This is a genomic window from Nonomuraea rubra, assembly GCF_014207985.1.
GTDB classification, from domain to species: domain Bacteria; phylum Actinomycetota; class Actinomycetes; order Streptosporangiales; family Streptosporangiaceae; genus Nonomuraea; species Nonomuraea rubra.
In genome coordinates this window covers 3,837,726-3,861,108 of record NZ_JACHMI010000001.1, presented here as the reverse complement: position 1 = coordinate 3,861,108, position 23,383 = coordinate 3,837,726, and the positions used below count along the sequence as shown (strand labels likewise).

The following is a 23,383-nucleotide window of genomic DNA, read 5'->3' as shown; positions in this document are numbered from 1 at the left end:
GCGCGGGACAACCGGTCACGCGCTTGGAACGTCCCATTAGTCCCGTCCCCTATCAGGAGTCGCGCCATGGGATACCCGCCCCTGCCGTCCGGCCCGTACGGACCGCAGCCTCCGTACCAGCAGCCGCCGTACGGCCCGCGGCCCCAGCAGCCCTCGTACCCGCCTTCGTACCGGCATCAGGGCCGCCCGGAGCCCGAGGCGCCGGTGACGCCGCCGTCGCTCCGGGACAACCTGGCGCTGGTCGTGCTGCTCGCGGTCGGGGTTCCGCTGCTGCTCCTGGGCGGTGGCGCGGCCGTGGTGATGGTGCTGACGGACACCGGCAGGCGGGCGGTGCTCACCGACTCCGGCGGGGCGACCATGGTCATGCCCTCGCGCGAGCCGCTGGCGAGCGAGCCTCCGGCCGCGGGCGACACGGTGGGCCAGCCGACGGCGGACACGTTCGGCCAGCCCGGAACCGACCAGCCCGGCGTCGGGCAGCCGGGAACCGACCAGGCCGGGATCGGGCAGCCGGGGACCGGCCAGACCGGGATCGGGCAGCCCGCCGCCACCCAGCCCGCCGCCACCCAGCCCGCCGCCACCCAGCCCGCCGCCACCCAGCCCGCCGCCACTCAACCCGCGGCCACCCCACCGGCGGCGAGCCAGCCCGCCGCGAGCCAACCCGCCGCAAACCAGCCCGCACAGGGGCAGACCGGGCAGAGGCAGACCGGGCAGGGGCAGACCGGGCAGCAGCCGGCCACGGCCAGGGTGGGCGGGACGCTCACCGTCCAGGGCATGGACCCCGGCCTCAAGGTCAGCGTGACCGTGAACCGGGTCGTGAACCCCGCCACCCCCGCCTCCGACTTCCTGAAGCCGAAGACGGGCAACAAGCTCGTCGCCGTCGAGGTGACGCTCGCCAACGCGGGCCAGGCCGTCTACACCGACGCCCCCACGAACGGCGCCTGGCTCATCGACGGCCAGGGCCAGCAGTACCGCTCGACCCTCTCGAACGTCACCGAGGGCCAGGGCTTCGGCGGCACCGTGACGGTCAACGCGGGAGACTCGCGCAAGGGTGTGATCGTGTTCGAGGTCCCGGAGCCGGCGGTGCTCGCCACGTTCCAGTTCGGGCTGAACAGCGGGATCGCGAGCCAGAAGGGCGAGTGGACGCTGTCCTGAGGATCACCGCCCGCGCAGGATGAGCCTGGCCAGCCGCCGCGGCCGCTTGCGCCGGAACGCCGCCCGCTCGTTCACCTGCGGATACGGCACGTCGGGCACGGCCACCCCCAGGAACGCGCACAGCGGCTCCCACCCGTCCCCCGGCTCGAACACCAGCAGCCGCCCGGCCGGGATCGCCGCCCTGACCTCGGCGACGTGCCGCTCGAAGACCTCGATGACGTGGTCGCGGTCGTCGAGACGCCCGCCGAAGACGGGGTCGATGAAGGTGGCCCTGGCCATCCGGGGGTACAGCGCGAAGTCGGGCGCCCGCCGCGCCACCATCCACCTGATCACCCGCCGCCGCAGCGGCGGCCGGGCCCGCTGTTCCAGCGCGCTGCGGAAGATGGTCGCGCTGACGCTGTCGTACCAGCGCGCCGGGTCGCGGACGGTGAGGACGACCTTGGCCTCGGGATAGTGCCCGGCCAGCTCCCGCCAGTACGCCGAGGCGGGCCAGTCGAGCGCCGACCGGAACCCGGCGAACAGCGTGTCCCAGTCCCGCGAGCGCCCCTCCCCGACGTCGAGCCACTGCCGCACCCGGTACGGCTCGGCGATGACGGTGGACATGTGGTAGCAGGGCCCGAACCCGAGCAGTTCGAGTGCCGCTTTCAAGGACCTCGTCCCGGTACGGCCGAAGCCCGCGCCGATCACCTTCACCCCGCACACCTCTGATCTCTCTCTGATGTGCGCCGCCTAACATCGCGACAAATCCCGTTATATGACGGCATCAGGCACTCCGGGAACGCCCATTCACCGCACAGAGGAGCCCACCATGCTCTTCCCGCACCCCCTGATCGAGGCGCTGCGCCGCTCCCCCGGCACCCCGGCCTTCGAGCACGGCGCCAGAACCGTCACCCGCGCCGAGCTGCTGGAGCTGATCCGGCGGCTGTCCGGAGCGCTGCGCGAGGCGGGCCTGGGCCCCGGCCGGGCGATCGCCGTCCGCACGGAGGTGACGCCGGAGGCGTTCGCCGCGCACATGGCCGCGCACGCGCTGGGCTGCCGCGTCGTCGGCATCCGCCCCGGCTACCCGCCCGGCCAGCTCGCCCACGTGCTCGCCATGGACGTCGACGCCGTCCTCGTGGACCCGGCCACGGCGACGCCGCAGCTGATGACCGGGCGGACGCTCTCGCTGGGCCCCGTGCCCGGCGCGGCGGACCTGCTGGCCCGCCCGGACGACGGCGGGCCGCTGGAGCTGACCGCCCGGCCGGACGACGTGGCGGCCCTGACCTTCACCAGCGGCAGCACCGGCCGGCCCAAGGGCTGCGCGATCACGTACCGGGCGCTCGGCGAGCACTGGGCGTGGCAGCCGCGCGTGTGGTCGCCGGTGGCGGAGGCGTTCGCGCGCGGGTTCGAGCGGTACCTGCTGTTCGGCACGCTGGCGAGCATGGTGGTCATGGAGTTCCTGGCGCCGTGCCTGCTCGGCGGCGGTACGGCGGTGATCCCGGAGGACGACGGGCGGCCGATGTTCCCGTACGCGATCGAGCGGTACCGCATCACCGGCTCGATCATCACCGTGCCGAGGCTGTTCCGGATGATGGAGCTGCTGGACACGGCGGACGTGTCGAGCCTGCGGGCGCTGATGGTGTCGGGCTCGCCGATCGGCCCGCGCAGGCTGAGGGCGGCGGCCGCGCGGCTCGGCCCCGTCGTCTACCAGGGGTACGGCCAGACGGAGGCGGGCAACGTGGCCATGCTCACCCCCGAGCACATCGCCGCCGGCATCGTGGCCCCGGTGGGCCTGCCGCATCCGGGGGTCGAGCTGAGCGTGCGCGACGAGGCCGGCGCCGAGCTGCCGCCGGGCCGTACGGGCGAGATCCACGTCCGCAGTCCGTACATCATGGCCGGTTACTGGGGAGACGAGGCGGAGACGCGCGAGACGCTCGGGGACGGCTGGCTGCGCACCCGCGACCTCGGCCACGTGGACGCCGGCGGCTTCCTGCACCTGGAGGGCCGCTCCCGCGACGTGGTGATGGTCAACGCGATGGTGGTGTACGCGGGGCCGATCGAGCGGGTGCTGACCGGCCATCCGGACGTGGACGAGGCGTACGTGGTGGGCGCGCCGGACGAGAGCACCGGCGAGGCGGTGCACGCGTTCGTCGTGCCCGCGCCCGGCAGGGTGCCCGACCAGGCGGCGCTGGCCGCACGCGTACGGGCGGAGCTGGGCGAGGACAGCGTGCCCAAGACGATCACGGTGGTCCCCGGCGTCCCGGTGGCCACGAGCGGCAAGCCGGACAAGCGGGCCCTCCTGGCGCAGCACTGCGGAGGCCTGTTCTGAGCAGACTCTTTCTAAGCAGACTCTGAGAATTACCCGCCAACACTGATATTTGCCCCTTCAACCACTTTGCAGTGACGGAGGCGTCAGTGGCGGACAACACCACCCTCGACTACCTGGTGATCGGCGCCGGGCCCGCGGGCCTCCAGCTCGGTCACTTCCTGCACCGGGCGGGCCGCACGTACCTGATCCTCGAGGCCGGGCCGGAGCCCGGCCAGTTCTTCCGCACCTTCCCGCGCCATCGCACGCTCATCTCGATCAACAAGAAGCACACCGGCTGGGACGACCCGGAGCTCAACCTCCGGATGGACTGGAACTCGCTGCTCTCGGACGACCCCGGCCTGCTGTTCACCCGCTACAGCGACCGCTACTTCCCGCACGCCGACGACCTGGTCCGCTACCTGCGCGACTTCGCCGAGGCGTGCGGGCTGCGCATCGCCTACGACGCGCGCGTGACCCGGGTGGAGCGGCCGGACGGCTTCCGCGTGACGGTGGCGGACGGCCGCACGTACCAGGCGCGGCGGCTGGTCGTCGCGACCGGCGTCACCCGGCCGAACATCCCGCCCATCCCGGGCGTGGAGACCGCCGACCTGTACGGCACCGCCCCCACCGACCCCGCCGGCTACCTCGGGCAGCGGGTGCTCGTCATCGGCAAGGGCAACTCGGCGTTCGAGACGGCCGACAACCTGATCGAGACGGCGGCGGTCATCCACGTGGCGGGCCCGCACTCCGTACGCATGGCCTGGCGCACCCACTACGTCGGCCACCTGCGCGCGGTCAACAACGGCCTGCTCGACACCTACCAGCTCAAGTCGCAGAACGCGCTGCTCGACGGCGACATCAGGCGCATCGAGCGGCAGCCGGACGGCACGTACCTGGTCACGGTGGCCTTCGCCCGGGTCAACGAGGTCACCAAGGACATCCCGTACGACCGGGTGATCCTCTGCACCGGCTTCCGCTTCGACGCCTCGATCTTCGCCGGCGACTGCCGTCCCGAGCTGGTGATCGACGGCAGGTTCCCGGCGCTCACGCCCGCGTACGAGTCGGTCAACGTCCCGGACCTGTACTTCGCCGGCACCATCACCCAGTCGCGCGACTTCAAGCGCGGCACGAGCGGCTTCATCCACGGCTTCAGGTACGGCGTGCGCGCCCTGCACCGGATCATGGAGTCCCGCCACCACGGCGTGCCCTGGCCGGCCAGGGAGCTGCCCGCCGACCCGGCGGCGCTCGCGGCGGCCGTCATCGAGCGGGTCAACCGCACCTCGGCGCTGTGGCAGCAGTTCGGCCTGCTCGCCGACGTGATCGTGCTGAACGGCGACGGCACCGCCCGCTACCTGGAGGAGCTGCCGCACGACCTCCAGGGCCCGCTGATCGGCGACCGCGGCCACTTCGCGATCACCCTGGAGTACGGCCCGGACCACGACCAGGTCGACCCGTTCGACATCGAGGTGGCCCGCATCAGCCAGAGCGACTCGGCCCGCGCCCACGAGGGCCACTACCTGCACCCCGTCGTGCGGCACCACCTGCCGGGCCGGCCCGTCGCCGTCCACCACATCACGGAGAACCTGGAGAACGAGTGGGACTCCCCCGAGGTCCACGTCGAGCCGCTCCGGGCGTTCTTCGCCGCGCGGACGGCCTCCGTGCCCGCGTGAGGGGGAGACGGGCATGCTGATCATCTCCCTCGTCGTGCTGGCCGTGCTGGCGAGCCTGCCGTGGTGGCTGCCCGCCAGGGTGGTGGCGCTGCGGGTGCGGGTGTTCGAGCGGATCAACGGGGACGAGGGCATCCCGGTGCCCGGCGACCTCGCCGGCGTCGAGCACTTCGGCGCCCTGTACGCGCACCCGGCCGCCACCGGGCGCAGCCGGGGAGCGGCGCTGTCGGACCTGTTCTGGTACTGGCTCTCGCCCGGCCCCGAGATGCACCAGGAGCACCTGGAGGCGGGGGACACCTACGACGCGGTGGCCAGGGTCACGCGCCGCCTGCTCGCCGTACGCCGTACGGAGGCCGAGGAGCTGGCCCGCCGCTGCGCTGGTCGGGCGCTGCGGGACGCGCGCGGCCTGGTGCGGCTGCGGGACCTCATGATGCCGCTGTGGGCGGAGTTCTCCTACGAGCTGGTCTTCGCCGAGCCCTGCCCGCGCGAGGCCCGCGACCTCATCGCCGGGAACGCCGCCGACGTCTCCTCCGCGCTCAAGTGCACGAGCCTGCGGCACCTGGGCCGCCGCAAGCGGCTGACCGCCTACCTCCTGCGCAACCTGCACCGGGTGCGCGTGCCGCTCCCCGAGGGCCTGACGGCGCGGGAGAAGGCGTACTACCTGCACGGCGCCTTCTTCACCACCGCCGTCGTGCAGCTGTCGGAGGCCATGGCGCACCTGCTGCTCGTCCTGGCCCGGCACCCCGAGGTGCAGGAACGGGCGCGCACGGGCGACGACCGCTACCTCGACCAGGTGATCGCCGAGACGATGCGGCTCTACCCGCTCTTCGGCATCGCCCACCGCATCACCACCGGCGACATCGCGCTCGACGAGCGCACCACGATCCCCGCCGGCTCGGTGCTCTGCTTCAACTACCCCGCCTTCCACCGCGCCGGCCTCGCCGACCCGGACCGGTTCGACCCGGACCGGTTCGCGGGGCCGGGCGCGAAGGACCTCAACCACATCCCGTTCGGCGTCGCGGCCAACCGGCCGTGCCCCGCCTGGCGGCTGGCGCCGATCGCGATGCGCGCGGTCGCGCGCGAGGTCCTGGACCGGTACGTGCTCGACTCCTCGGTCTCCCACACCAGGTCCCTGCCCCATCGCGGGCCCTGCCTGCTCACCCCTCGCGACGCGCCTCACCGTCCCGGCCCCGCCCTGGCGTACCTGCGGGTGCGGGACCGCTGGGAGGACGTCTGGCGCAGCCTCGCGCAGCTCGTCCTCGGCACGTACATGGTGTGGGACGCGCGCAGGCTGCGGCTGTGCGAGCGCCACTTCGAAGGCTCTGAAGCGGAGAAACGGCATGCCCATCCTGGCTCCACTCACAGCACACGTCACTGCTCCTGACGCCAACCTCGCGCTGGTGCTCAAGGTCCTGCCCGCCCTCGTGGTGCTCCTCGTCGCCGCGGCGATCTGCGGGCGGCTGGCCCAGCTGGTGATGCAGCCGCGCGTGCTCGGCGAGATGGTCGCCGGCGTGCTGCTCGGCCCGACGCTGTTCGGCTGGCTCTTCCCCGAGGCGCAGGCGGCGCTGTTCCCGCCCGAGGTGCGGCCCGTCCTGTACGTGCTGAGCACCATCGGCCTGACGCTCTACATGTTCCTGGTCGGGGCCGGCATCGACCACACCGCGCAGACGCCCGGCGAGCTCCGCAAGGCGGGCGTGCTGGCCGCGTCGGGGATCGTCCCGTCGCTGCTGCTCGGCGCCGGCGCCGGGCTCCTGCTGTACGACCTGCTCTCCCGCCCCGACGTGCCGCCGCTCCAGTTCGCCCTGTTCGTGGGGGGCGCGCTGTCGCTGACCGCCTTCCCCATGCTGGCCAGGATCCTGTACGAGCGGGGCCTGCAGAACACGCCCATCGGCCGGCTCACCCTGCTGGCCGCCTCCATCGACGACGCGCTGGCCTGGTGCATCCTGGCCCTGCTGTCGGCCATGCACCTCGGGAACGGCCCCGGCGGCGCGCTGCCCACGATCGCGCTGACCGCGGTGTTCGCCGTGGTCATGCTCAAGGTCGTGGCCCCGCTGCTGCGCCCGCTCGGCAGGAGCGTCGCGCGCACCGGCCGGATCGGCCCCACCGCCATGTACGTCGTCATCCTCGTCCCGCTCGCCGCCGGCTGGGTGACGGACTGGATCGGCGTCTACTCCGTCTTCGGCGGCTTCTTCGCCGGCCTGGCCATGCCCCGCGACCCCGCGTTCCGCGAGGCGCTGCACGGCCGCATGATGGAGATCGTCTCGACGCTGCTGCTGCCCACCTTCTTCACCTTCTCCGGGCTGAACACGCAGCTCGGCGGCATCGCGGGCGGGGCCATGCCGGCGGCGTTCGGGCTGATCCTGCTGGCCGGGTTCGCCGGGAAGTACTTCGGGTGCTCGCTGGCGATGCGGGGCATCGGGTTCGGCACGCGGGAGTCGTACGCGGTGGGCGCGCTGATGAACGCCCGCGGCCTGATGATCCTCATCTTCATCAACATCGGCCTGGCCCAGGGCATGATCACGCAGGAGCTGTTCGCCATGCTGGTGCTCGTGGCCGTGCTCACCACCGCCGGTGCCCTGCCCCTGTACAAGCTGGCCCTGCCCGACCGGCTGGAGGCCGGCGCCAGGTCCGGCGAGCCGGTCGCTCGGGAGCCGGTCGACGTGCGGTCCGATTCCGCGTAGCCGAGTGGGCCAATGGCCGAGTGGACCTGGTAAATCCACGACCGGTGGTGTAACCGTGGTCTGGTGGCTGGGACATCAGGCACGGCCGGTCCTGTCTCGCGCCGGCTGCTGCTCGTCGAGGACGACCGCGAACTGGGGACCATGCTGGTCGGCCTGTTCACCGAACAGGGTTACACCGTCGATCTCGCCCTGGAAGGGCAGCGCGGGCTGCACCTGGGGCTGTCCCGCGCGTACGACGTGCTCATCGTCGACCGCGGCCTGCCCGCCCTCGACGGGATCGACCTGGTGCGGCGGCTGCGCCGGCAGGCCGTCACCGTGCCGGTGCTGGTGCTCACCGCGTTCGGCTCGGTCGCCGACCGGGTGACCGGGCTGGACGCGGGCGCCGAGGACTACCTGGTCAAGCCGTTCGACATCGACGAGCTGCTGGCCAGGGTGCGCGCGCTGCACCGCCGCAACCTCGACCTGGCCGAGCTGCTGCCGCTGGGCGCGGGGTGGCTGGACCCCGAGGCCCACGCGGTCCGCCTGCCGACCGGGGAGCTGGTGGCGCTGTCGGGCCAGGAGTGCCGGCTGCTCAGCGCGCTGGCCGCCCGCCCCCGGCAGGTGCACACGCGCGAGTCGCTGCGCCAGCGGGTGTTCGACGGGGCCAACAAGGAGTCGATCGTGGACACGTACGTGTACTACCTGCGCAACAAGCTCGGCTCCGGCGTCGTGTGCACCGTACGAGGCGTGGGTTACCGCCTGGGCGAGCTGTGAACGTCGCCCGGCGCGGTCCCCGGCTGCCCGGCCGGGACCGGCGGCTGCCCGGCCGGGACCGGCGGCTGCCCGACCCTGACCGGCGGCTGCTCGTCCGCGCCCGGCGGCGCATCACCGTGCAGGTGGCGGGCGCGATCTCCGTGGTGCTCGCGCTCGTCGGCGTGCTGGTGTGGTGCGCCATGGGCCACGGCCAGGGCTCGGCGGCCGAGCGCGACCTGACCGCCGCCGCGCAGCACTCGCCGATCGCCCATCCGCCGCCCTGCGTGTGGCTGTACGAGCTGCGCGCCGACGGCACCGTGCACGCCGCCCCGGGCGCGCCGGCGACGCTGCCCGTACGCCGGGCGCTCGAGCGCGTGTCCGCCGGGGGCGCGCCGGAGACGGCGCACGTCACCGTGGCCGGGCAGGACTACCTGATCCACACGCGCGAGCGCGCCGGCACGACCGTGCAGGCCGCGATGGACCTGCGGTACCAGGCCGCCGAGCAGCAGCGGCTGCTGCGCACGCTCATCGGGGCGGAGATCGCCGGGCTGCTGGCCGCGCTGCTGGTCGGCCAGGTCGTCTCCCGCCGCGCGATCGCGCCGCTGGGCGAGGCGCTGGCCCGGCAGCGCCGCTTCGCCGCCGACGTCAGCCACGAGCTGCGCACGCCGCTGACCCGCCTGCACACCCGCGCCCAGCTCCTGTCGCGGCGGCTGCGCGGCGGCACCGACCCGATCCTGCTCATCGACGAGGTGGACCAGCTCGTGACCGGCACCGGGCAGCTCGGCGAGGTCGTCGCGGACCTGCTCAGATCGGCCCAGTTCAAGCAGCTGCACCGGCCCTTCGGCCCGGTGGACCTGGCCGTCCTGGCCGCCGAGCTGGCCGTGGCCGAGGACGCCAGGGCCGCCGCGCAGGGGGTGAGCATCGAGGTGCGCTGCGACGGGCCGGGCGACCCCGTCGTCCGCGGGGTGGAGTCCGCGCTGCGGCGGGTGATCTCGGCCCTGCTGGACAACGCGCTCGGCCACACCGGCCCCGGCGGGCACATCCGGGTGACGCTGACCGGCGAGCCCGGCACGGTGTGCCTCACCGTCAGGGACGACGGCGCCGGGCTGGATCCCGGGGACGCCGAGCGGCTGTTCACCCGGTTCGAGGGGACGGGGTTCGGGCTGGGGCTGGCGCTCGTGCGGGAGGTGGTGGACGGCCACCACGGCACGATCACCGCCGACGGCCGCCCGGGCGGCGGCGCCGTGTTCACCGTACGGCTGCCCGCCCACCCCGCCGAGCCCATCGCCGAGCCGGCGCGCCGGCCGGACCGGCAGAGGTATCAGCCGCCGCTCCCGGGGTAGCCAGGATCGAATGCGAATCGAGGACTGGTTCCTCACCGAGGAGGAGCGCGGCAACCCGGCGACGAGGCTGGGCGCGTGGTCGTGCGGGAACGACGTGCGGCCGCTCGTCCACGGCGCCGCCTACTTCGCCGAGTTAAGGGCCTGCCTGGAGCAGCTCGGCGAGGACGACCTGCTGCTGTTCGCCGACTGGCGGGGCGACCCCGACGAGCGCCTGACCCCTGACGGGCCCAGCGTGGGGGCGGCGATGGCGGCCGCCGCCGAACGTGGCGCGCTCGTCCGCGGCCTCATCTGGCGATCCCACCTCGACCTGCTGCGTTTCAGCTCGGCCGAGAACCGCCACCTGGGCCAGGAGATCGAGGACACCGGCGGCCAGGCGCTGCTCGACACCCGTACCCCGGTGGGCGGCTCGCACCACCAGAAGTTCGTCATCCTGCGCCACGACCGGGGCCCGGAGCGGGACGTGGCCTTCGTCGGCGGCATCGACCTGTGCCACAGCCGCCGCGACGACGCCTCCCACGAGGGCGACCCGCAGCGCGCCCCGATGCCCGGCGTGTACGGGCCGCGCCCGCCCTGGCACGACGTGCAGGCCGCCATCCGCGGGCCCGCCGTGGCGGAGGTGGAGCAGGTGTTCTGCGAGCGCTGGGAGGACCCGGCGCCGGAGACCCGCGACCCGCTGCGCCGCCTGCGCGACCACCTCGGCCGCCTCGACGACGCCCCTCCTCTGCCGCGCCCCGGCCCGCCCCCGCCGCCCGCGGGCCGCCACCGCGTGCAGCTGCTGCGCACGTACCCGGCCCGTCGCCGCGGCTACCCGTTCGCGCCCGGCGGGGAGCGCAGCATCGCCCACGCCTACCGCAAGGTGCTCGCCCGGGCGCGGTCGCTGATCTACCTGGAGGACCAGTACCTGTGGTCCACGGACGTGATCGAGCCGTTCGCCCGCGCCCTGGAGCGCGAGCCGGGCCTGCGCATGATCGTCATCGTGCCGCGCCACCCCGACCAGGACGGCTGGCTGGCCGGCCCCGCCAGCCTCATCGGCCGCGCCGACGCGCTGCACCGCCTCCGCCGCGCGGGCGGCGACCGGGTGTCCATCTACGACCTGGAGAACCACCACGGGACTCCGGTGTACGTGCACGCGAAGGTGTGCGTGGTGGACGACGTGTGGGCCGCGATCGGCTCCGACAACGTCAACCTGCGGTCGTGGACGTACGACTCGGAGCTGAGCTGCGCGGTGCTCGACGAGCAGGAGGACCCGCGCCCGCCGGCCGGCGCCCTGCGCTTCGCCAGGGACCTGCGGCTGACCCTGATGGCCGAGCATCTGGACCTGCCGGCGGAGCGGGCGGACGAGCTGTGCGACCCGGTGGCCGCCTTCGACGCGTTCACCCGCTCGGCGGCGGCCCTGGAGTCCTGGCACGAGCGGGGCGGGACGGGGCCCCGCCCGCCCGGCCGGCTGCGCCCGCATCCGGAGCCGCACCTGTCACGTGCGCAGAAGCTGCTGGCCCTGCCCCTGTACCGGTTCGCGGTGGACCCGGACGGCCGCCCGCCGGCCCTGCGCCGCTCGCGCGGCTTCTAGGACCGCCCCGCTAGACGAGGCGGCCGGTCCAGGATGTCGCAGCAGCCTTGTAGATCGTGGCCGTCTCGCCGTCGAAGTACGGCGAGACGCCGGTGTCGTAGCGGTTGTCGGCATCGGTGTCGGAGACGCTCATCGTGATGCCGTTGAGGTAGCCGAGCTTCCCGCTCACGTCGTAGTGCGTCAGCCACGCGGAGCCGAGCGAGCCCTCACCGGTGAACGGGGAGTTGACGCCGACGAGCCGTTCGGCGGGCAGCTCGGGGGCGGACACCCACGACGTCGTCCCGGTGGACTGGTGGAGGTGCTCGCCCGTGTAGGGCCGCGTCCCGTCGGGGTGCGGGCCCGCGGGGTAGCCGAAGAGCCTGACCGAGGAGGCCGTCGGCTGGTTCCAGGCGAACCCCTGCCCGCCGGCGTTGTCGCCGAGCCGCCCGGTGTCGCTCAGCACGCCCGCCGCGTCGGCGGCGACGCCGTTGTAGACGGTCATGAAGGCGTAGTCGCGCTCCAGGTCGTCGTAGACGGAGAAGTCATAGTGGACGAACGCCTGCTTGGCGACGTACAGGCCCTTGGGCGCCTCGCCGTCGGCGTAGCCGGGCACGAACACCACCTGGCTCTGCGTGGCTTCCCCGGCCTCGATGTCGAGCACGCAGTGCCCGGCCGTGGCGACGAGGTTGCGGTACTGGCTCTGCAGGGCGGTGCCCGTGCACCAGTGCGGCTGCCCGTCGCCGCCGACGAAGAACACCTTGCCCGAGGTCATGGGGGTCACCCCGTCCGGGGGGACGATCGGCGCGGTGCTGCCGGGCTTGGTGTCCGGGACGGGCGGGGTGGCCGGGCCGGTCAGAGAGACCGAGGTCTGCACGGCGTACGGTGTGGCGTTCCTGAGGTTGGCTCCCCCGTCGGCGAGCCAGAACGTGGCGGTCTGCTGCGCGGCCGCCGCGGTGCCGTGCAGCGGGACCGAGGCCACGACCTCGGCCTGGGCCGGCGTGGCGATGGCCGTGGCGCCTGCCAGCCCGAAGCCGAGGCCTAACGCGATCAGCTTGCGTCTCATCGTCGGATCTCCCCGTTCCTGTGGCGGATCAACGTCAAGATCATAGATGGGGATGGCCACGAATGGCCACCTTTTATCGACCACACGTTCGAATCAGCGTGCGGGGACGTACTCGTAGGCGCCTGCCTCGATGCCGCCGTCCGTGCCGATCGCGACCCCGTTCAGATCGATCTCGCCGTACTTCACCTTGCCCAGGCCGATCGCCTTGCTGCCGGCGAGGAGCCGGAGCGGGTCGCCCGGGTCGAACCGCGGGTCCTCGAAGACGTTGCCGGTGCCGTCGTCGCCCGCCTGGTACTGGTCGCCGTCCAGCACGTTGTACGAGTTGGCGGCCGCCGTCACGCCGGGCGCGTAGACGCTCTTCTTCTTGGCGTGGATGGCGTTCTGCGTCATCGTCAGGTGCTCGTCGGTGCAACTGGCGTCGCAGACCACGCCCTCGGCGTCCTCGTGCGCCAGGTGGATCGAGTTGTTGCGGAAGACGGTCCGCAGCACGGGCCCGTTCGGCTCGACCGGCGAGCCCGCCTCCTCCTTGAACGGGCCGCGGGTGACCATCCCGCCCCTCGTCCGCTCGCCGTAGCCGGCTCGGCACTGGGGCCTCACCCTCCTGCGAGGCGGCCGGAAGCCGCTCACGAGCCGCCGTTGATGAGCGCCATGGCCAGTTCGGGGCTGAACGAGCCCGCGGGGACGTCCCCGCCGATCCCGCACGGCCCGTCGGAGTCGCCCGGCACCTTCACCCAGAACAGGTACTCGGCTCCGGACGTCTGGCGGACCGGCGAGGCGCCGAGCCTGCGCCCCGGCGGGTTGCACCAGTTGTCCTCCGGCGTGTCGTCCACGTACGGGCCGTTGCCGTTCCGGCTGGTGTCGATCACGTACGCCTTCGCGCCCACCGTCGTGCGCAGGTGGTCGTTGACCGCCACCGCGTACGTCTCGCTGTCCGCCGTGGTGATGTGGTTGGAGACGTTCACCGAGAAGCCGCGCGTGTTGGCGACGCCCGACTTCACCAGCAGCGGCGCCATCTGCGCGGCCGGGATCCAGGTGGCGTTGCCCGCGTCCAGGTACACCCACGCGTTCGGCGCCTCGGCCCGCAGCACCCGCGTGGCGTCCAGCAACATCCGGTACTGGTCCTCGGGGTCCTTGCCGATCCGGGTCACGCACCCGGCGGCGGCGACCCCGTCCGGCTCCAGCACCACGACGGCGTGGCGGCTGCCGATCGCCTTGGCGAACTCGGTGATCCAGGCGTGATAGCCGGCCGCGTCGCCCGCGCCGCCGCCCGAATGCCCCGCGCACGCGTCGCGGTTGGGGATGTTGTACGCCACCAGCATCGGCAGCCGGTCCTGCGCCTGGGCGGAGCCGACGTAGGTGTCCACGGCCTTGGTCAGGTCGGTGAACCAGCCGCCGAACCACTCGAAGATCGGCTTGTTGCCGATGTCGTCCCTGATGGGCGTGGCGGCGGGGTCGTTCACGTGCTCGCCGGCCCACCGGGCGGGGTTCGACAGCGGGTTCACGTACAGGGCGGTCGGCCGGGCCGGCTGCGTCTCCATCAGCGAGACGTTGTCGAAGCGGACGACCGGTCTGGCGCCCGACCCGCCGAGCTGGAACGTCACCTCGGCGGCCGTCGCGGACGCCTGCGCGGCCGTGAACGGGATGCTGTAGCGCCTGCTCGACGAGGTCAGCGGCACGTCGGTGGCCAGCGACTGGTTGCTGCTCGGGGTGGCGGTGTACTGCACCGTGGCCTTGGCGGTGAAGGCGACGGTGGAGTAGGCGTCGAAGGAGAGGGTGTAGCTCCTGCCCGGGTTCAGGGCGGAGGTGGTGGGCGCGGCGACCATCGCGTCCCAGGGGTTGGCCACGACGTTCGTGACCTCGACCCGCATGCGGTCGTCCTCGGCCGCGATCGCGGTCTGCCCGAGGGCGGCCCAGGGGGTGGTCGAGCCGGTGAAGGTGCCGTTCGCGACGAGCTGGGCGGCGGCGGAGGCGGGGTGGGGCACCGCGAGGGTGGCGGTGGCGGCGATCAGGCCGGCGGCTAACGCCATGGCCCTCGATGCGAGGAATCGCACGTGTTCACCTTTCGGTGGGCTACGGCGGAGATCATTACTGACTCTCTCTGACAAGGTCAAGAAACTCCGTGCGACCAGCGGCGGACGTTCCGGCCACGCCGGGGGCCGCCGTCGCGAACCGTGATCGCCCGGCGGCGGGGCGAAGTCGATCTGGCCAGGCACGGCCGCATGCCGCAGACTGGCAGCACGTTGGATCTTGGCCGCCGGTCGATCGAAGTGGGGACACGATGTCGGAGCGGGAGACGAGCGAACGGGACAGCCTGCCGGCAGACGTACAGCAGCGGACGTGGGCGACCGGCGACTACCGATCCATCGGGGCCAGGTTCCTGCTGGCCGCCGAGCTGCTGTGCGAGGCCGCCCGGCTGCGGGCCGGGGAGGAGCACCTGGACGTCGCCACCGGCACCGGCAACACGGCCCTGGCCGCCGCCCGCCGCTCCGCCCGCGTCACCGCCATCGACCTGGTGCCCGAGCTGCTGGCCCACGCCGCGCGCCGCGCCGAGGCGGAGGGCCTGACGATCGGCTTCCGCCAGGGCGACGCGGAGGCCCTGCCGGTGCCGGACGCCGCGTACGACCTGGTCACCTCGACGTTCGGCGTGATGTTCGCCCGCGACCAGGAGCAGGCGGCGGCCGAGCTGCTGCGCGTGACCAGGCCGGGCGGCCGGATCGCGCTGGCCTGCTGGACACCGTCCGGCTACATGGGCCGCATGCTCGCGCTCAACACCAAGTACCGCTCCCCCGCCCCCGGCACCCGCCCGGAGAGCCGCTGGGGCACGACGGAAGGGCTGCGCGAGCTGTTCGGCCCCGACGTGGCCATCGAGGCCGGGACGCGGGAGTTGTGGTGGCGCTTCTCCAGCCCCGAGGAGCACGTCCGCGCCTGGTGCAGGACGTACGGGCCCACGGTGATGACCGTCGAGTCCCTGGACGCGGCCGGCCGCGAATCCCTCGTCGCCGACCTGACCGAGCTCGTCCACGAGCTGAACACCGACGAGGAGACGGTGCTCATGCCGCTGGAGTACCTCGAGATCGTCATCCGGCGCTGACCGGACCCCGCTCAGCGGCGAGAGATCGCGCGCATCACCGCACGAACCCGTTGACCACCAGCGGCAACGACGCGTCCAGCCCGGCCACGTTGAGAACCCCGTCGTCCTTCGGGTCGCCGATCGAGTACCCGGCGGCCGTCATCGCGGCCACGACCACCCGGGCGTCCGGGCGAACGGCGCGCCGGTAGGCGTTCAGCGCCTGGGTCGGGTGCGACCGCCCCGCCCAGGTCTCGTTGTCGGTGAAGACGACGAACCCGTCCACCTCCATCCGCTGCTCACGCGCCCACGTGAACGGCAGCGACAGGTCGGTGCCGCCGCCGGACGGCTTCCAGGACGCGATCTCGCGCAGGTTGGTGCGCGGCGTCACGTTCGACGCGTGCACCCGCGTGTCGACGTCGATGACGTGCACGCCACCGCGCTCGATGCGGGCCAGCATGACCGCCATGGCGTTGCCCACCTCGTACGGCGACCCGACCGGCGAACCCCCGACCCGGACCCCGCCGCCCCAGCTCATCGACCCGGACGAGTCCACCGCGACGAGCAGCCTCTTGCCCGACGGCTCGACGGTGCCGAAGGCCAGCTCGTACGTCTCCTCCAGCGCGTCGAGCACGGCCGGGATGGGCTGCCACCTCTGCCGGTCGGCGCGCGGGTTCGGCTGTGCGACGCCCGACTTGTAGACGCGCAGGGCGAGCCAGGCGTCCATCGGGTGGATCCGGGCGCGCAGGACCGCCTGCCGGTCCGTCAGCCTCCGCACCGCCCGCGACGTCGCCTCCACCCCCGGCTTGAGCGTGCCCAGCCGGGTCATGCGGGCGAGGTTCCGGATCAGCGCCGTCATGCCGACCGTCTCGATCAGCGCCTCCCACACGCCGGGGTCGCGCAGCACCGCGTCAGGCAGGAACTCCCACGGCACCTTCGCCGTGGTCACCACCTCGATGGCCTGGGCCGGGCCGGTCACGGCCTTCGCCGTGAGGAACCGGTCGACAGCGGGCAGGACCTCGCGGGCCCGCTCATCGGTGACGTTCCCGGCGATCCACCCGAACAGCGTCCTGCGCTGCTCGTCGTCGGCTGCCGGGTGCGCGATGCGCAGCGCGTCCCGCAGGTCGAACGCCTCTCCCAGGGGCGTCTTGCGCTGGCGCGCCTTGCATGCCTTGAACGCCACGTCGTCCGCGCTGCCGGCCAGGAACCAGGAGCCGAGCGCGGTCCGCAGCGAACGGCCCGCCGTGGGCGAGATGCCGCGGGCGGTCGGCTTGCCGCCCAGGTTCTTGTAGTAGCCGAAGAACTGGGCCAGGTGGTCGGTCGTGCGCGCCACCTTGGCCAGCGCCACCTTGGCGGCCTGGCGGGTGGCGGCGTCGCCGTTCGCGTAGCAGGCGGCGAGCGCGAACAGGGCCGGGCGCTGCTTCGGCGCCCGCGGCGGGCGAGCCGTCGAGATGTCCGTCAGCAGGCGCACGACGCGCGGCCCGTCCTCGGCGATCGCCTCGAACAGCACGCCGGCGTTCCTGGCGGTCAGCTCGCCCTCCGACACGTAGTAGGTGCCGCCCGTGGTGCCCAGAATGAGGAAATCCTCCACCTTGGCCCACAGGTCCTTGGCGAAGCCGTAGCCGCCGGCGGCGTTCTTCACCTGGTCGCTCCGCCCGGGGATCGGCTGCGTCTGCGGGGTGTTGATCGCCGATACCGCGGCGAGGGGGTCACGTGCCATGGGCGGCGCTCCTTCCGTTCGACCCGCTGGGAGGCGGATGTGTGCGAGGGGGAGCGGATGTGGTGACGTCCACCGGCGTTTTGAACAGACGCTCTGCCGACTGAGCTACCACCCGCCGTCGCCGGCGGGATGGGCAGGACTCGAACCTGCGACAATCTGTGCCCGATAACCGATGGGACTTCGACCCGTTCCCCCATGCCTGACGCTCGCCGGCCTTGCCGGCGGCACGGATGTGGGCACTCCGACCGGCCCTTCAGTGTGCTGCCGATTACACCACAGGCGCCTTCAACGCCTGCCGGGACTCGAACCCGGACTCCTCGAACCAGAATCGAGATAACCGATCGGATTCGACCCGTGCCACCGGTAGGACCGGCGAGTGATCAGGCCTGGAACCGGCGCGGATATGGGAGACCCACCGGCCGTTTAGGCGCTCTGGGCCACTGAGCCACACGAACCGGAGTCCGCGGCGGGATTCGAACCCGCGTCTCCCGCTTGAGAGGCGATAACCGATGAGATTCGACCCGTGCCGGCACCAGACCTGACCAGCCCCGCTCGACCCGGAGTAGCGCGGATATGTTTTCCGGGCGCCGGATTGTTCTTTGTTACAGAAAGATAACCGACACCCCTTCGACCCGCGCCTTTCCGGGCTTCGTGAAGCTGAGTTCCACGTTAGCGAGAGGCGCGCCGCAGCACATCTGATTATCCGCCGAGCCGCCCGCCCGCCCCGGGTGATCATCCGCGTCGACCCTGGCGGAGCCTGCCGCCCCGACGAGGCGGCGCAAGGCCGCCTCCCCGACCGGGAAGGCGGCCTTCGGCCTTCGCGCCGATACCGGGATCCCGTTTCCGGCGCGAATCATTCCCCCCGCTGCAGCCGGATCAGGCCATCACACCCACCAGGTGCTGGTGCAAATCCAGCGGCTTCCGATCATGCTGTCGGATGCGCAGGCCTTGTACCCGTACTTGTAGAGGGACCGGTGCGCGTCCGTGTAAGCCGTTTTCTTGTTGAGCGCCTCCGACCGCGATTCCCACTTCTTGGTGGAAGGGTTGTAGACGGAAATGTAGAGATGCGCGCCGTACGCGTGGGAATCCTTGGGGGCACGAGCCCAGAAATAGGTGTTCGAGCCCCACTTTCCTACGCGGAGCTGGATCGTGAACGTGCGGCTACCGATGGTGACCGACTTCTCGTACGTGTTGCGCACCGAGGTGGCGGCTGTCGGCGCGGATGAGTTCCAGTAACTCGCCGCCGAGGCGGGAGTCGTGCTCAGCAGAGTGATGCCCGCCATGGCGGCCGCGGTGACGCCACGCGAAATCCAGGAGCTTTCCATGATCACCTTCCAGGGGCCCTTCGCAGGGTCGTCCCTGTGTCGAGGAACTGATTGCGTTCAAGGTCAGCTCAGCAGAGGCCGGTATAGCGGAGGTATGGCGTCCGGCCTTCGACACGCGCGCCGCGTGACGAACATCCCGGACGCGTCGCCGACGTAGATGCCCTTCTTCCCGTTGAGGCCCATGACGAGCTGCGAGCCGCTGATCCGCGTCCTTCGTGGTGGGCGATGCTGGCTTCAAGGGTGCATCGATGTGCACGACCGAGCTGTACGAGGCAGCCGCGATGTCACTCAGTTCGTCACTGTCGAGCGGGAAGCCCCTCGATCATCCCGCGGTAGGGACCACTACCCAGTGCTCCTCCACCGCGGATCTGAACTCCGAGAACGGAATGCAACTGCTCCCGCCGAGGTAGCGATGCTCCATGTCCGCGTGATCTGGAGTCAGGAGCACGGACACGCCTTCAGTTCCGACGACCTCTCGACGCGATCGCCGCTGCCAGATCTGAGCCGTGTGGTACAACACCCGCAGACACAGGTCGGGGTCCGTACCGACGTCCCACAGGAACGTCCCGAGCATGGGGTCGTACTGATCATCTGGGAGTTCCGGACGGAGCTGGTCACTCATCAGCAACGACCCTCCCGGCCTGCCCGTCTGCCGTTCCGCGGGTGGCGATGCGGATTTTCCGTCACGGCAAGATCACGGTGATGACGGACGTCTACAGCGAGGTACCGAGCGAGGAGACCAGGAACGCGCTCCGGCGGCTGGGTGACAGCCTCGGCTCGTAGAGCTTGCCGCACGTTGCTGCTGCACAAAGATCGAAAGGGCCACTCCCATTTGTGGGATGTGGCCCTTGACCTTGGTGGGCGATACTGGGATCGAACCAGTGACCTCTTCGGTGTGAACGAAGCGCTCTCCCGCTGAGCTAATCGCCCGCCCTTGCCGGCTCCCTTGCGGTGCCGACGTGGAAAACCATACCGCACTCCGGCACCTACGGCGAACCGGTTGACCCCGGGGACGATCTTGGGCGGGGCGGGGTCCGCCGGGGTGGCGGGTCAGAGGGATTCGGGTGAAACGCGGCGGTTGCCCATCGGCACGGCGGGCGGGTGGCATACCATCGTCGTGTCCCGGAAGGCATCGGCCATGATCTTTTGACGAGAAACGTTCATGGACGGCGCGTCCGGGGCAGGCTCCACAGCACGCAAAACCCTTGTAAATACGACCCGATTGATGCCGTTTAGCCTGGTAGATGCCTAAATGTCCAGCTGTGATGTGCGTTACAGAAGGCCCTGGGGGCGGAATCTTTCCTACAGGTTTCTTCGTTCCGCGTCATAGCTCAGGACGAAGTCCGTCAGAGCAGTGAAAGCCCCGAAGAGGGGACCTACGACGAAAAGGTTTGGCTGACGATGAACAGCACCACCGTCTCCGCCGAGCTTGGCCTTCGGCTTGTGGTCCCCGACCGTACTACCGTCCCCCTGCTCGCCGGACTGAGTTACACAGCCGACGATCCGTACGCCATCCGCATGGCCTTCCACGTAGGGAACGACGAGCCGGTCGAGTGGATCTTTGCCCGCGAATTGCTCACCGTGGGCATCGTGAGGCGTGTCGGCGACGGCGACGTGCAGGTGTGGCCCGCGCGCGCCGACGGCGAACGCACCCTGCACATCAGCCTCACATCGCCGTTCGGGCAGGCGCTCTTCGAAGTGCCGCTTGCCCCGCTGACCGAGTTCCTCCACCGGACGTACGAGAAGGTGCCCGCCGGGCGGGAGACCGACTTCATGGATCTGGACGCCGAGCTGACCAACATGCTCTGGCCGTCCTGACCCGCGCAGGCGCGGGGTAGTCGTCCGGCGATCCTCAGGGAGCCGGACACATCTGTGCGAAGGGGAGGTTCCGCCACCGGCGGAGCCTCCCCCTTGTCATGACAAAGGGCGGGCCCGGCCGCCCGCGTGAAGGTCAGGCCGGGAGTGACTCCAGGACCTGGCGCATGCGGGCGATCTCGATGCTCTGCCCCGAGTACACGTCCTTGGCCATCAGCCGCATGCGCTGATCCCGCCCATCGGCCAGCTGCTCCCCCGCCATCTTCACCGCCCCCTCGTGATGCCTGGTCATGAGCTGCAGGAACAGCCGGTCAAAGGCCGCGCCCCTGGCCGCGCGCAACGCGTTCAGCTCCTCCTGCGTCGCCATCCCGTAGGCGGCCCCCTGCACGTGCTGGTGCCCGGCCGGGACCGAGCGGCCCAGCTCTCCCAGCCACGCGGTCATGGCCTTGATCTCCGGGGTCTGCGCCGCCGCGATCTGGCGGGCGAACGCGCGGATCGACGCCGTGGTGGTACGCGCCTCCACCATGGAGGTCATCTCCAGCGCCTGCCGATGGTGGGGGATCATGCCCTCCGCGAACCGCACGTCCGCGGCCACCGTGGGTGAGGGCGTCGGGCCCACCCGCTCTCCCGGCGTCGCCGTGCGGGCCTGCGCGCCTGGGCTGCCCGGCACGATGACCGGTGCCTCCGTGCCCACGGGCGACGGGCCCGCCGGCTCGGTGGGCTGTTGAGAGCAGGCGATAAGGGCAAATGTCGACATAACTGTGATGAAGACCGTACGCGGCCCATAACCTGCTGACATAGCTTCCATAGTGAGCTACTAGACAAGGGGGATGCGCGTTGATCTCTGCCAAGTTGCGCGGAGTGCTGCTGTGTACGGTGTTGTTCTTGGCCACCGCGTGCGCCGCGGGACCGGCCGCCACCGAGGAGCAGACACCCGCGACCGCTCCGCAGGAGACCAGCGCCGCGGCCGGCACGCCCGCCACTTCGCCGTCCGGCGACGTGATGATGAGCGACAACGTCAAGCACATCGCCAACATGCCTCGGACGGCTCCGTTCAACGGCGAGGGCGATCTCGGTACCGATCTTGCGTTCCAGGGCGACTACGCCTACGTGGGGAACTTCGGCGGGTTCTCGATCTACGACATCAGCGACCCGACCAAACCCCAGCTCGTCAGCCAGGTGTCCTGCCCGGCGCAACAGAACGACGTGACCATCTACCAGGATCTGCTGGTCCTCTCGATCGACGAGCCGCGCGGCGGCCCTGAGTGCGACTCGGGCGAGGACGAGCGGAACTGGGAGGGCCTGCGGATCTTCGACGTCAGCGACAAGAAGAGCCCGCAGTACGTGGGCGCGGTCCAGACCGACTGCGGCTCGCACACGCACACGATGGTGCCCGCCGGTGAGACGCTGTACGTGTACGTCTCCTCGCCCGGCCCCGAGCCGGACTCACAGACCTGCCCGGCACCGCACGAGCTCATCTCGATCGTGGAGATCCCGACGAAGTCCCCGGCGTCCGCCAAGGTCGTGGCGAAGCCGGACATCTTCCCCGAGCGGCAGCACTCCGAGCTCGCCTCCGGCTGCCACGACATCACCGCCTACCCGGAGAAGAAGCTGGCCGCGGCCGCCTGCTTCGGCGACGGCGTGCTGCTCGACATCTCCGACCCGGTCCAGCCGAAGGTCCTCCAGCAGCTCACCGACCTGGAGAACTTCCAGATCTGGCACTCCGCGACGTTCAACAACGACGGCACCAAGGTCGTCTTCAGCGACGAGCTCGGCGGCGGCGGCCAGGCCACCTGCGACCGCAACACCCCCAACACCAAGGGCGCGAACGCCGTCTACGACCTGATCGGCGACAAGCTGGAGCGGCGCGGCTACTTCAAGATCCCGCGCGAGCAGCAGCCGAACGAGAACTGCGTGGCCCACAACGGCTCCCTGATCCCGGTGGACGGCAAGGACATCATGGTGCAGTCCTGGTACCAGGGCGGCGTGTCGATCTGGGACTTCACCGACTCGGCGAACCCGAAGGAGATCGGCTACTTCGAGCGCGGCCCGCACGAGGGCGGCGGCATCGCGGGCACCTGGTCGGCCTACTACTACAACGGCTACATCTACTCCAGCGACATGACCGAGGGGCTGGACGTCCTGGAGATCACCGACCCGCTGACCGACCCGGCCAAGCAGGTCAAGATGGACGACTTCAACGTCCAAACCCAAAAATCCTACTGACACTTTCCCGCCGCGATGGGTGGGGCCATCCTTTACGGCAAAAGCCAGGTGGACCCCACCCACCGCCCCGCGTCACCGGCCTTCCAGGGAGACGCTCCTCCGCCTCCCCGCCACCGCGCCGTAACGCGCGCAAGCTTGACCATCCGCGTGGCGACCCGCCCCCGCGAGACGCTCAACCCGGCCACCCGCAGGACGTGGTCAAAGGCCGGCCACCCGCAGGACGCTCACCCCGTCCACCCGCGGAACGCTCAGGCGGGCCAGCACTGTGCTGAGCGGGAGGCGGCGGTGGAGATGGCGGCGCCGTCCAGGGTGATGGCAGTGGGGCCGATGCGGGCCCACGGCCATTCCAGCGTGAGCAGGAAATCCGCCGCGGGCGGCAGCGGAAACAACCACAGGGGCATCTGATAAAGGGTGTGAGTGGCATCGCCCCGCACCCCTCCGGGAAACCAGGAAAGGCACGGCGGCGCGCAATGGCGATCGTCGCCCGAAACGACTTCGACGCCGCCCGGGTAACGTAGCGAGATGTGCAGCGACGTGCTCTCCTCGCCGGAGAACGCGGCGTCGAGCTGCACCGCCAGCCCTCGTGGAGCTGCGGTGTTACGTGCCACGACGTCGAGGCTCAGCAGGCAGCCGACGTCGTAGGCCTGGATCAGCGGCAGCAGGACGGCGAGTGCGGGAGTGCGCGCGAGCACGCGCTCCACGGTGACGATCGCGCCCATTCTTGAAATCGGCGGCACTGGTGTACCGCCATCCCCACTC

At 71.4% G+C, this 23,383-nt stretch carries 19 protein-coding genes and 1 tRNA gene; 11 read left to right on the top strand and 9 right to left on the bottom strand.

All coding sequences use genetic code 11. The features are described 5' to 3' along the window. The first annotated feature begins 66 nt into the window (after window positions 1-66). The gene (locus tag HD593_RS17665) at window positions 67-1,152 is read left to right on the top strand and encodes a DUF4352 domain-containing protein (protein WP_185103189.1); all 1,086 of its coding nucleotides are present in this window, start codon (window positions 67-69) and stop codon (window positions 1,150-1,152) included. Between the two features lie 3 nt (window positions 1,153-1,155). Here the strand turns inward: HD593_RS17665 and HD593_RS17660 are convergent, their stop codons facing one another. Beyond that, window positions 1,156-1,845 (bottom strand): sulfotransferase family protein, encoded by a 690-nt coding sequence (locus HD593_RS17660; RefSeq protein WP_185103188.1) that lies wholly within the window; start codon window positions 1,843-1,845, stop codon window positions 1,156-1,158. 115 nt (window positions 1,846-1,960) lie between these two features. Between HD593_RS17660 and HD593_RS17655 the strand changes: the two genes are divergently transcribed. The 7 genes from HD593_RS17655 to HD593_RS17625 all read left to right on the top strand — a co-directional run bounded on the left by HD593_RS17655 (window position 1,961) and on the right by HD593_RS17625 (window position 11,429). After that, complete coding sequence (locus tag HD593_RS17655; RefSeq protein WP_185103187.1) at window positions 1,961-3,460, top strand: class I adenylate-forming enzyme family protein; 1,500 nt, start codon at window positions 1,961-1,963, stop codon at window positions 3,458-3,460. 86 nt (window positions 3,461-3,546) lie between these two features. Further along, window positions 3,547-5,109 (top strand): NAD(P)-binding domain-containing protein, encoded by a 1,563-nt coding sequence (locus tag HD593_RS17650; RefSeq protein WP_185103186.1) that lies wholly within the window; start codon window positions 3,547-3,549, stop codon window positions 5,107-5,109. Window positions 5,110-5,122: 13 nt separating this feature from the next. Next, complete coding sequence (locus tag HD593_RS17645) at window positions 5,123-6,490, top strand: cytochrome P450 (protein ID WP_185103185.1); 1,368 nt, start codon at window positions 5,123-5,125, stop codon at window positions 6,488-6,490. After that, window positions 6,447-7,787 (top strand): cation:proton antiporter, encoded by a 1,341-nt coding sequence (locus HD593_RS17640; RefSeq protein ID WP_185103184.1) that lies wholly within the window; start codon window positions 6,447-6,449, stop codon window positions 7,785-7,787. The genes HD593_RS17645 and HD593_RS17640 overlap by 44 nt, the downstream gene beginning before the upstream one ends. 63 nt (window positions 7,788-7,850) lie before the next feature. Then, entirely contained in the window at window positions 7,851-8,540 is a 690-nt protein-coding gene (locus tag HD593_RS17635) for a response regulator transcription factor (protein WP_221524810.1), read from the top strand. Continuing rightward, window positions 8,537-9,862, top strand: coding sequence for a sensor histidine kinase (locus tag HD593_RS17630; RefSeq protein WP_221524809.1), 1,326 nt, complete (start codon window positions 8,537-8,539; stop codon window positions 9,860-9,862). The genes HD593_RS17635 and HD593_RS17630 overlap by 4 nt, the downstream gene beginning before the upstream one ends. Before the next feature lie 10 nt (window positions 9,863-9,872). Then, entirely contained in the window at window positions 9,873-11,429 is a 1,557-nt protein-coding gene (locus HD593_RS17625) for a phospholipase D family protein (protein WP_185103183.1), read from the top strand. 10 nt (window positions 11,430-11,439) lie between these two features. Here the strand turns inward: HD593_RS17625 and HD593_RS17620 are convergent, their stop codons facing one another. The 3 genes from HD593_RS17620 to HD593_RS17610 all read right to left on the bottom strand — a co-directional run bounded on the left by HD593_RS17620 (window position 11,440) and on the right by HD593_RS17610 (window position 14,522). Then, entirely contained in the window at window positions 11,440-12,471 is a 1,032-nt protein-coding gene (locus tag HD593_RS17620; protein ID WP_185103182.1) for a trypsin-like serine peptidase, read from the bottom strand. Window positions 12,472-12,564: 93 nt separating this feature from the next. Continuing rightward, window positions 12,565-13,068 (bottom strand): hypothetical protein, encoded by a 504-nt coding sequence (locus HD593_RS17615; protein WP_221524808.1) that lies wholly within the window; start codon window positions 13,066-13,068, stop codon window positions 12,565-12,567. A 26-nt stretch (window positions 13,069-13,094) separates the two neighbouring features. Next, entirely contained in the window at window positions 13,095-14,522 is a 1,428-nt protein-coding gene (locus HD593_RS17610; protein ID WP_312903522.1) for a glycoside hydrolase family 6 protein, read from the bottom strand. A 227-nt stretch (window positions 14,523-14,749) separates the two neighbouring features. On the opposite strand from HD593_RS17610, the gene HD593_RS17605 reads away from it, so the two are divergent. Beyond that, on the top strand, window positions 14,750-15,562 hold the full coding sequence (locus HD593_RS17605; RefSeq protein WP_185103180.1) for a class I SAM-dependent methyltransferase: 813 nt from the start codon (window positions 14,750-14,752) through the stop codon (window positions 15,560-15,562). A 34-nt stretch (window positions 15,563-15,596) separates the two neighbouring features. On the opposite strand, the gene HD593_RS17600 is transcribed toward HD593_RS17605, so the two are convergent. The 3 genes from HD593_RS17600 to HD593_RS17590 form a co-directional block, all read right to left on the bottom strand. After that, window positions 15,597-17,258 carry a TROVE domain-containing protein gene (locus HD593_RS17600; RefSeq protein ID WP_185103179.1) on the bottom strand — a complete coding sequence of 554 codons (1,662 nt, stop codon included), beginning with the start codon at window positions 17,256-17,258 and terminating at the stop codon, window positions 15,597-15,599. Window positions 17,259-18,142: 884 nt separating this feature from the next. Beyond that, window positions 18,143-18,583: a hypothetical protein gene (locus tag HD593_RS17595; RefSeq protein WP_185103178.1), complete on the bottom strand. Its 441-nt coding sequence runs from the start codon at window positions 18,581-18,583 to the stop codon at window positions 18,143-18,145. 855 nt (window positions 18,584-19,438) lie between these two features. Next, window positions 19,439-19,513: transfer RNA gene (locus HD593_RS17590), tRNA-Val, on the bottom strand. Between the two features lie 471 nt (window positions 19,514-19,984). Between HD593_RS17590 and HD593_RS17585 the strand changes: the two genes are divergently transcribed. Further along, on the top strand, window positions 19,985-20,401 hold the full coding sequence (locus HD593_RS17585) for an SsgA family sporulation/cell division regulator (protein ID WP_020547189.1): 417 nt from the start codon (window positions 19,985-19,987) through the stop codon (window positions 20,399-20,401). 133 nt (window positions 20,402-20,534) lie between these two features. Here the strand turns inward: HD593_RS17585 and HD593_RS17580 are convergent, their stop codons facing one another. Then, window positions 20,535-21,068, bottom strand: a complete 534-nt coding sequence (locus HD593_RS17580) for a DUF305 domain-containing protein (RefSeq protein ID WP_312903521.1) — start codon at window positions 21,066-21,068, stop codon at window positions 20,535-20,537. A 206-nt stretch (window positions 21,069-21,274) separates the two neighbouring features. Here HD593_RS17580 and HD593_RS17575 point away from each other — a divergent pair, with 206 nt between their 5' ends. Continuing rightward, window positions 21,275-22,624, top strand: coding sequence for an LVIVD repeat-containing protein (locus HD593_RS17575; protein WP_312904440.1), 1,350 nt, complete (start codon window positions 21,275-21,277; stop codon window positions 22,622-22,624). 248 nt (window positions 22,625-22,872) lie between these two features. Here the strand turns inward: HD593_RS17575 and HD593_RS17570 are convergent, their stop codons facing one another. After that, window positions 22,873-23,343, bottom strand: coding sequence for a hypothetical protein (locus HD593_RS17570; RefSeq protein ID WP_185103175.1), 471 nt, complete (start codon window positions 23,341-23,343; stop codon window positions 22,873-22,875). Window positions 23,344-23,383 lie beyond the last annotated feature (40 nt).

Excerpts from the sequence above, each read along its gene's own strand:
- HD593_RS17625 (WP_185103183.1), top strand. The coding sequence starts at position 9,873 with ATGCGAATCGAGGACTGGTTCCTCACCGAGGAGGAGCGCGGCAACCCG.
- HD593_RS17585 (WP_020547189.1), top strand. The coding sequence starts at position 19,985 with ATGAACAGCACCACCGTCTCCGCCGAGCTTGGCCTTCGGCTTGTGGTC.
- HD593_RS17570 (WP_185103175.1), bottom strand. The coding sequence starts at position 23,343 with ATGGGCGCGATCGTCACCGTGGAGCGCGTGCTCGCGCGCACTCCCGCA.
- HD593_RS17600 (WP_185103179.1), bottom strand. The coding sequence starts at position 17,258 with ATGGCACGTGACCCCCTCGCCGCGGTATCGGCGATCAACACCCCGCAG.
- HD593_RS17605 (WP_185103180.1), top strand. The coding sequence starts at position 14,750 with ATGTCGGAGCGGGAGACGAGCGAACGGGACAGCCTGCCGGCAGACGTA.
- HD593_RS17620 (WP_185103182.1), bottom strand. The coding sequence starts at position 12,471 with ATGAGACGCAAGCTGATCGCGTTAGGCCTCGGCTTCGGGCTGGCAGGC.
- HD593_RS17640 (WP_185103184.1), top strand. The coding sequence starts at position 6,447 with ATGCCCATCCTGGCTCCACTCACAGCACACGTCACTGCTCCTGACGCC.
- HD593_RS17595 (WP_185103178.1), bottom strand. The coding sequence starts at position 18,583 with ATGGAAAGCTCCTGGATTTCGCGTGGCGTCACCGCGGCCGCCATGGCG.
- HD593_RS17645 (WP_185103185.1), top strand. The coding sequence starts at position 5,123 with ATGCTGATCATCTCCCTCGTCGTGCTGGCCGTGCTGGCGAGCCTGCCG.
- HD593_RS17655 (WP_185103187.1), top strand. The coding sequence starts at position 1,961 with ATGCTCTTCCCGCACCCCCTGATCGAGGCGCTGCGCCGCTCCCCCGGC.
- HD593_RS17665 (WP_185103189.1), top strand. The coding sequence starts at position 67 with ATGGGATACCCGCCCCTGCCGTCCGGCCCGTACGGACCGCAGCCTCCG.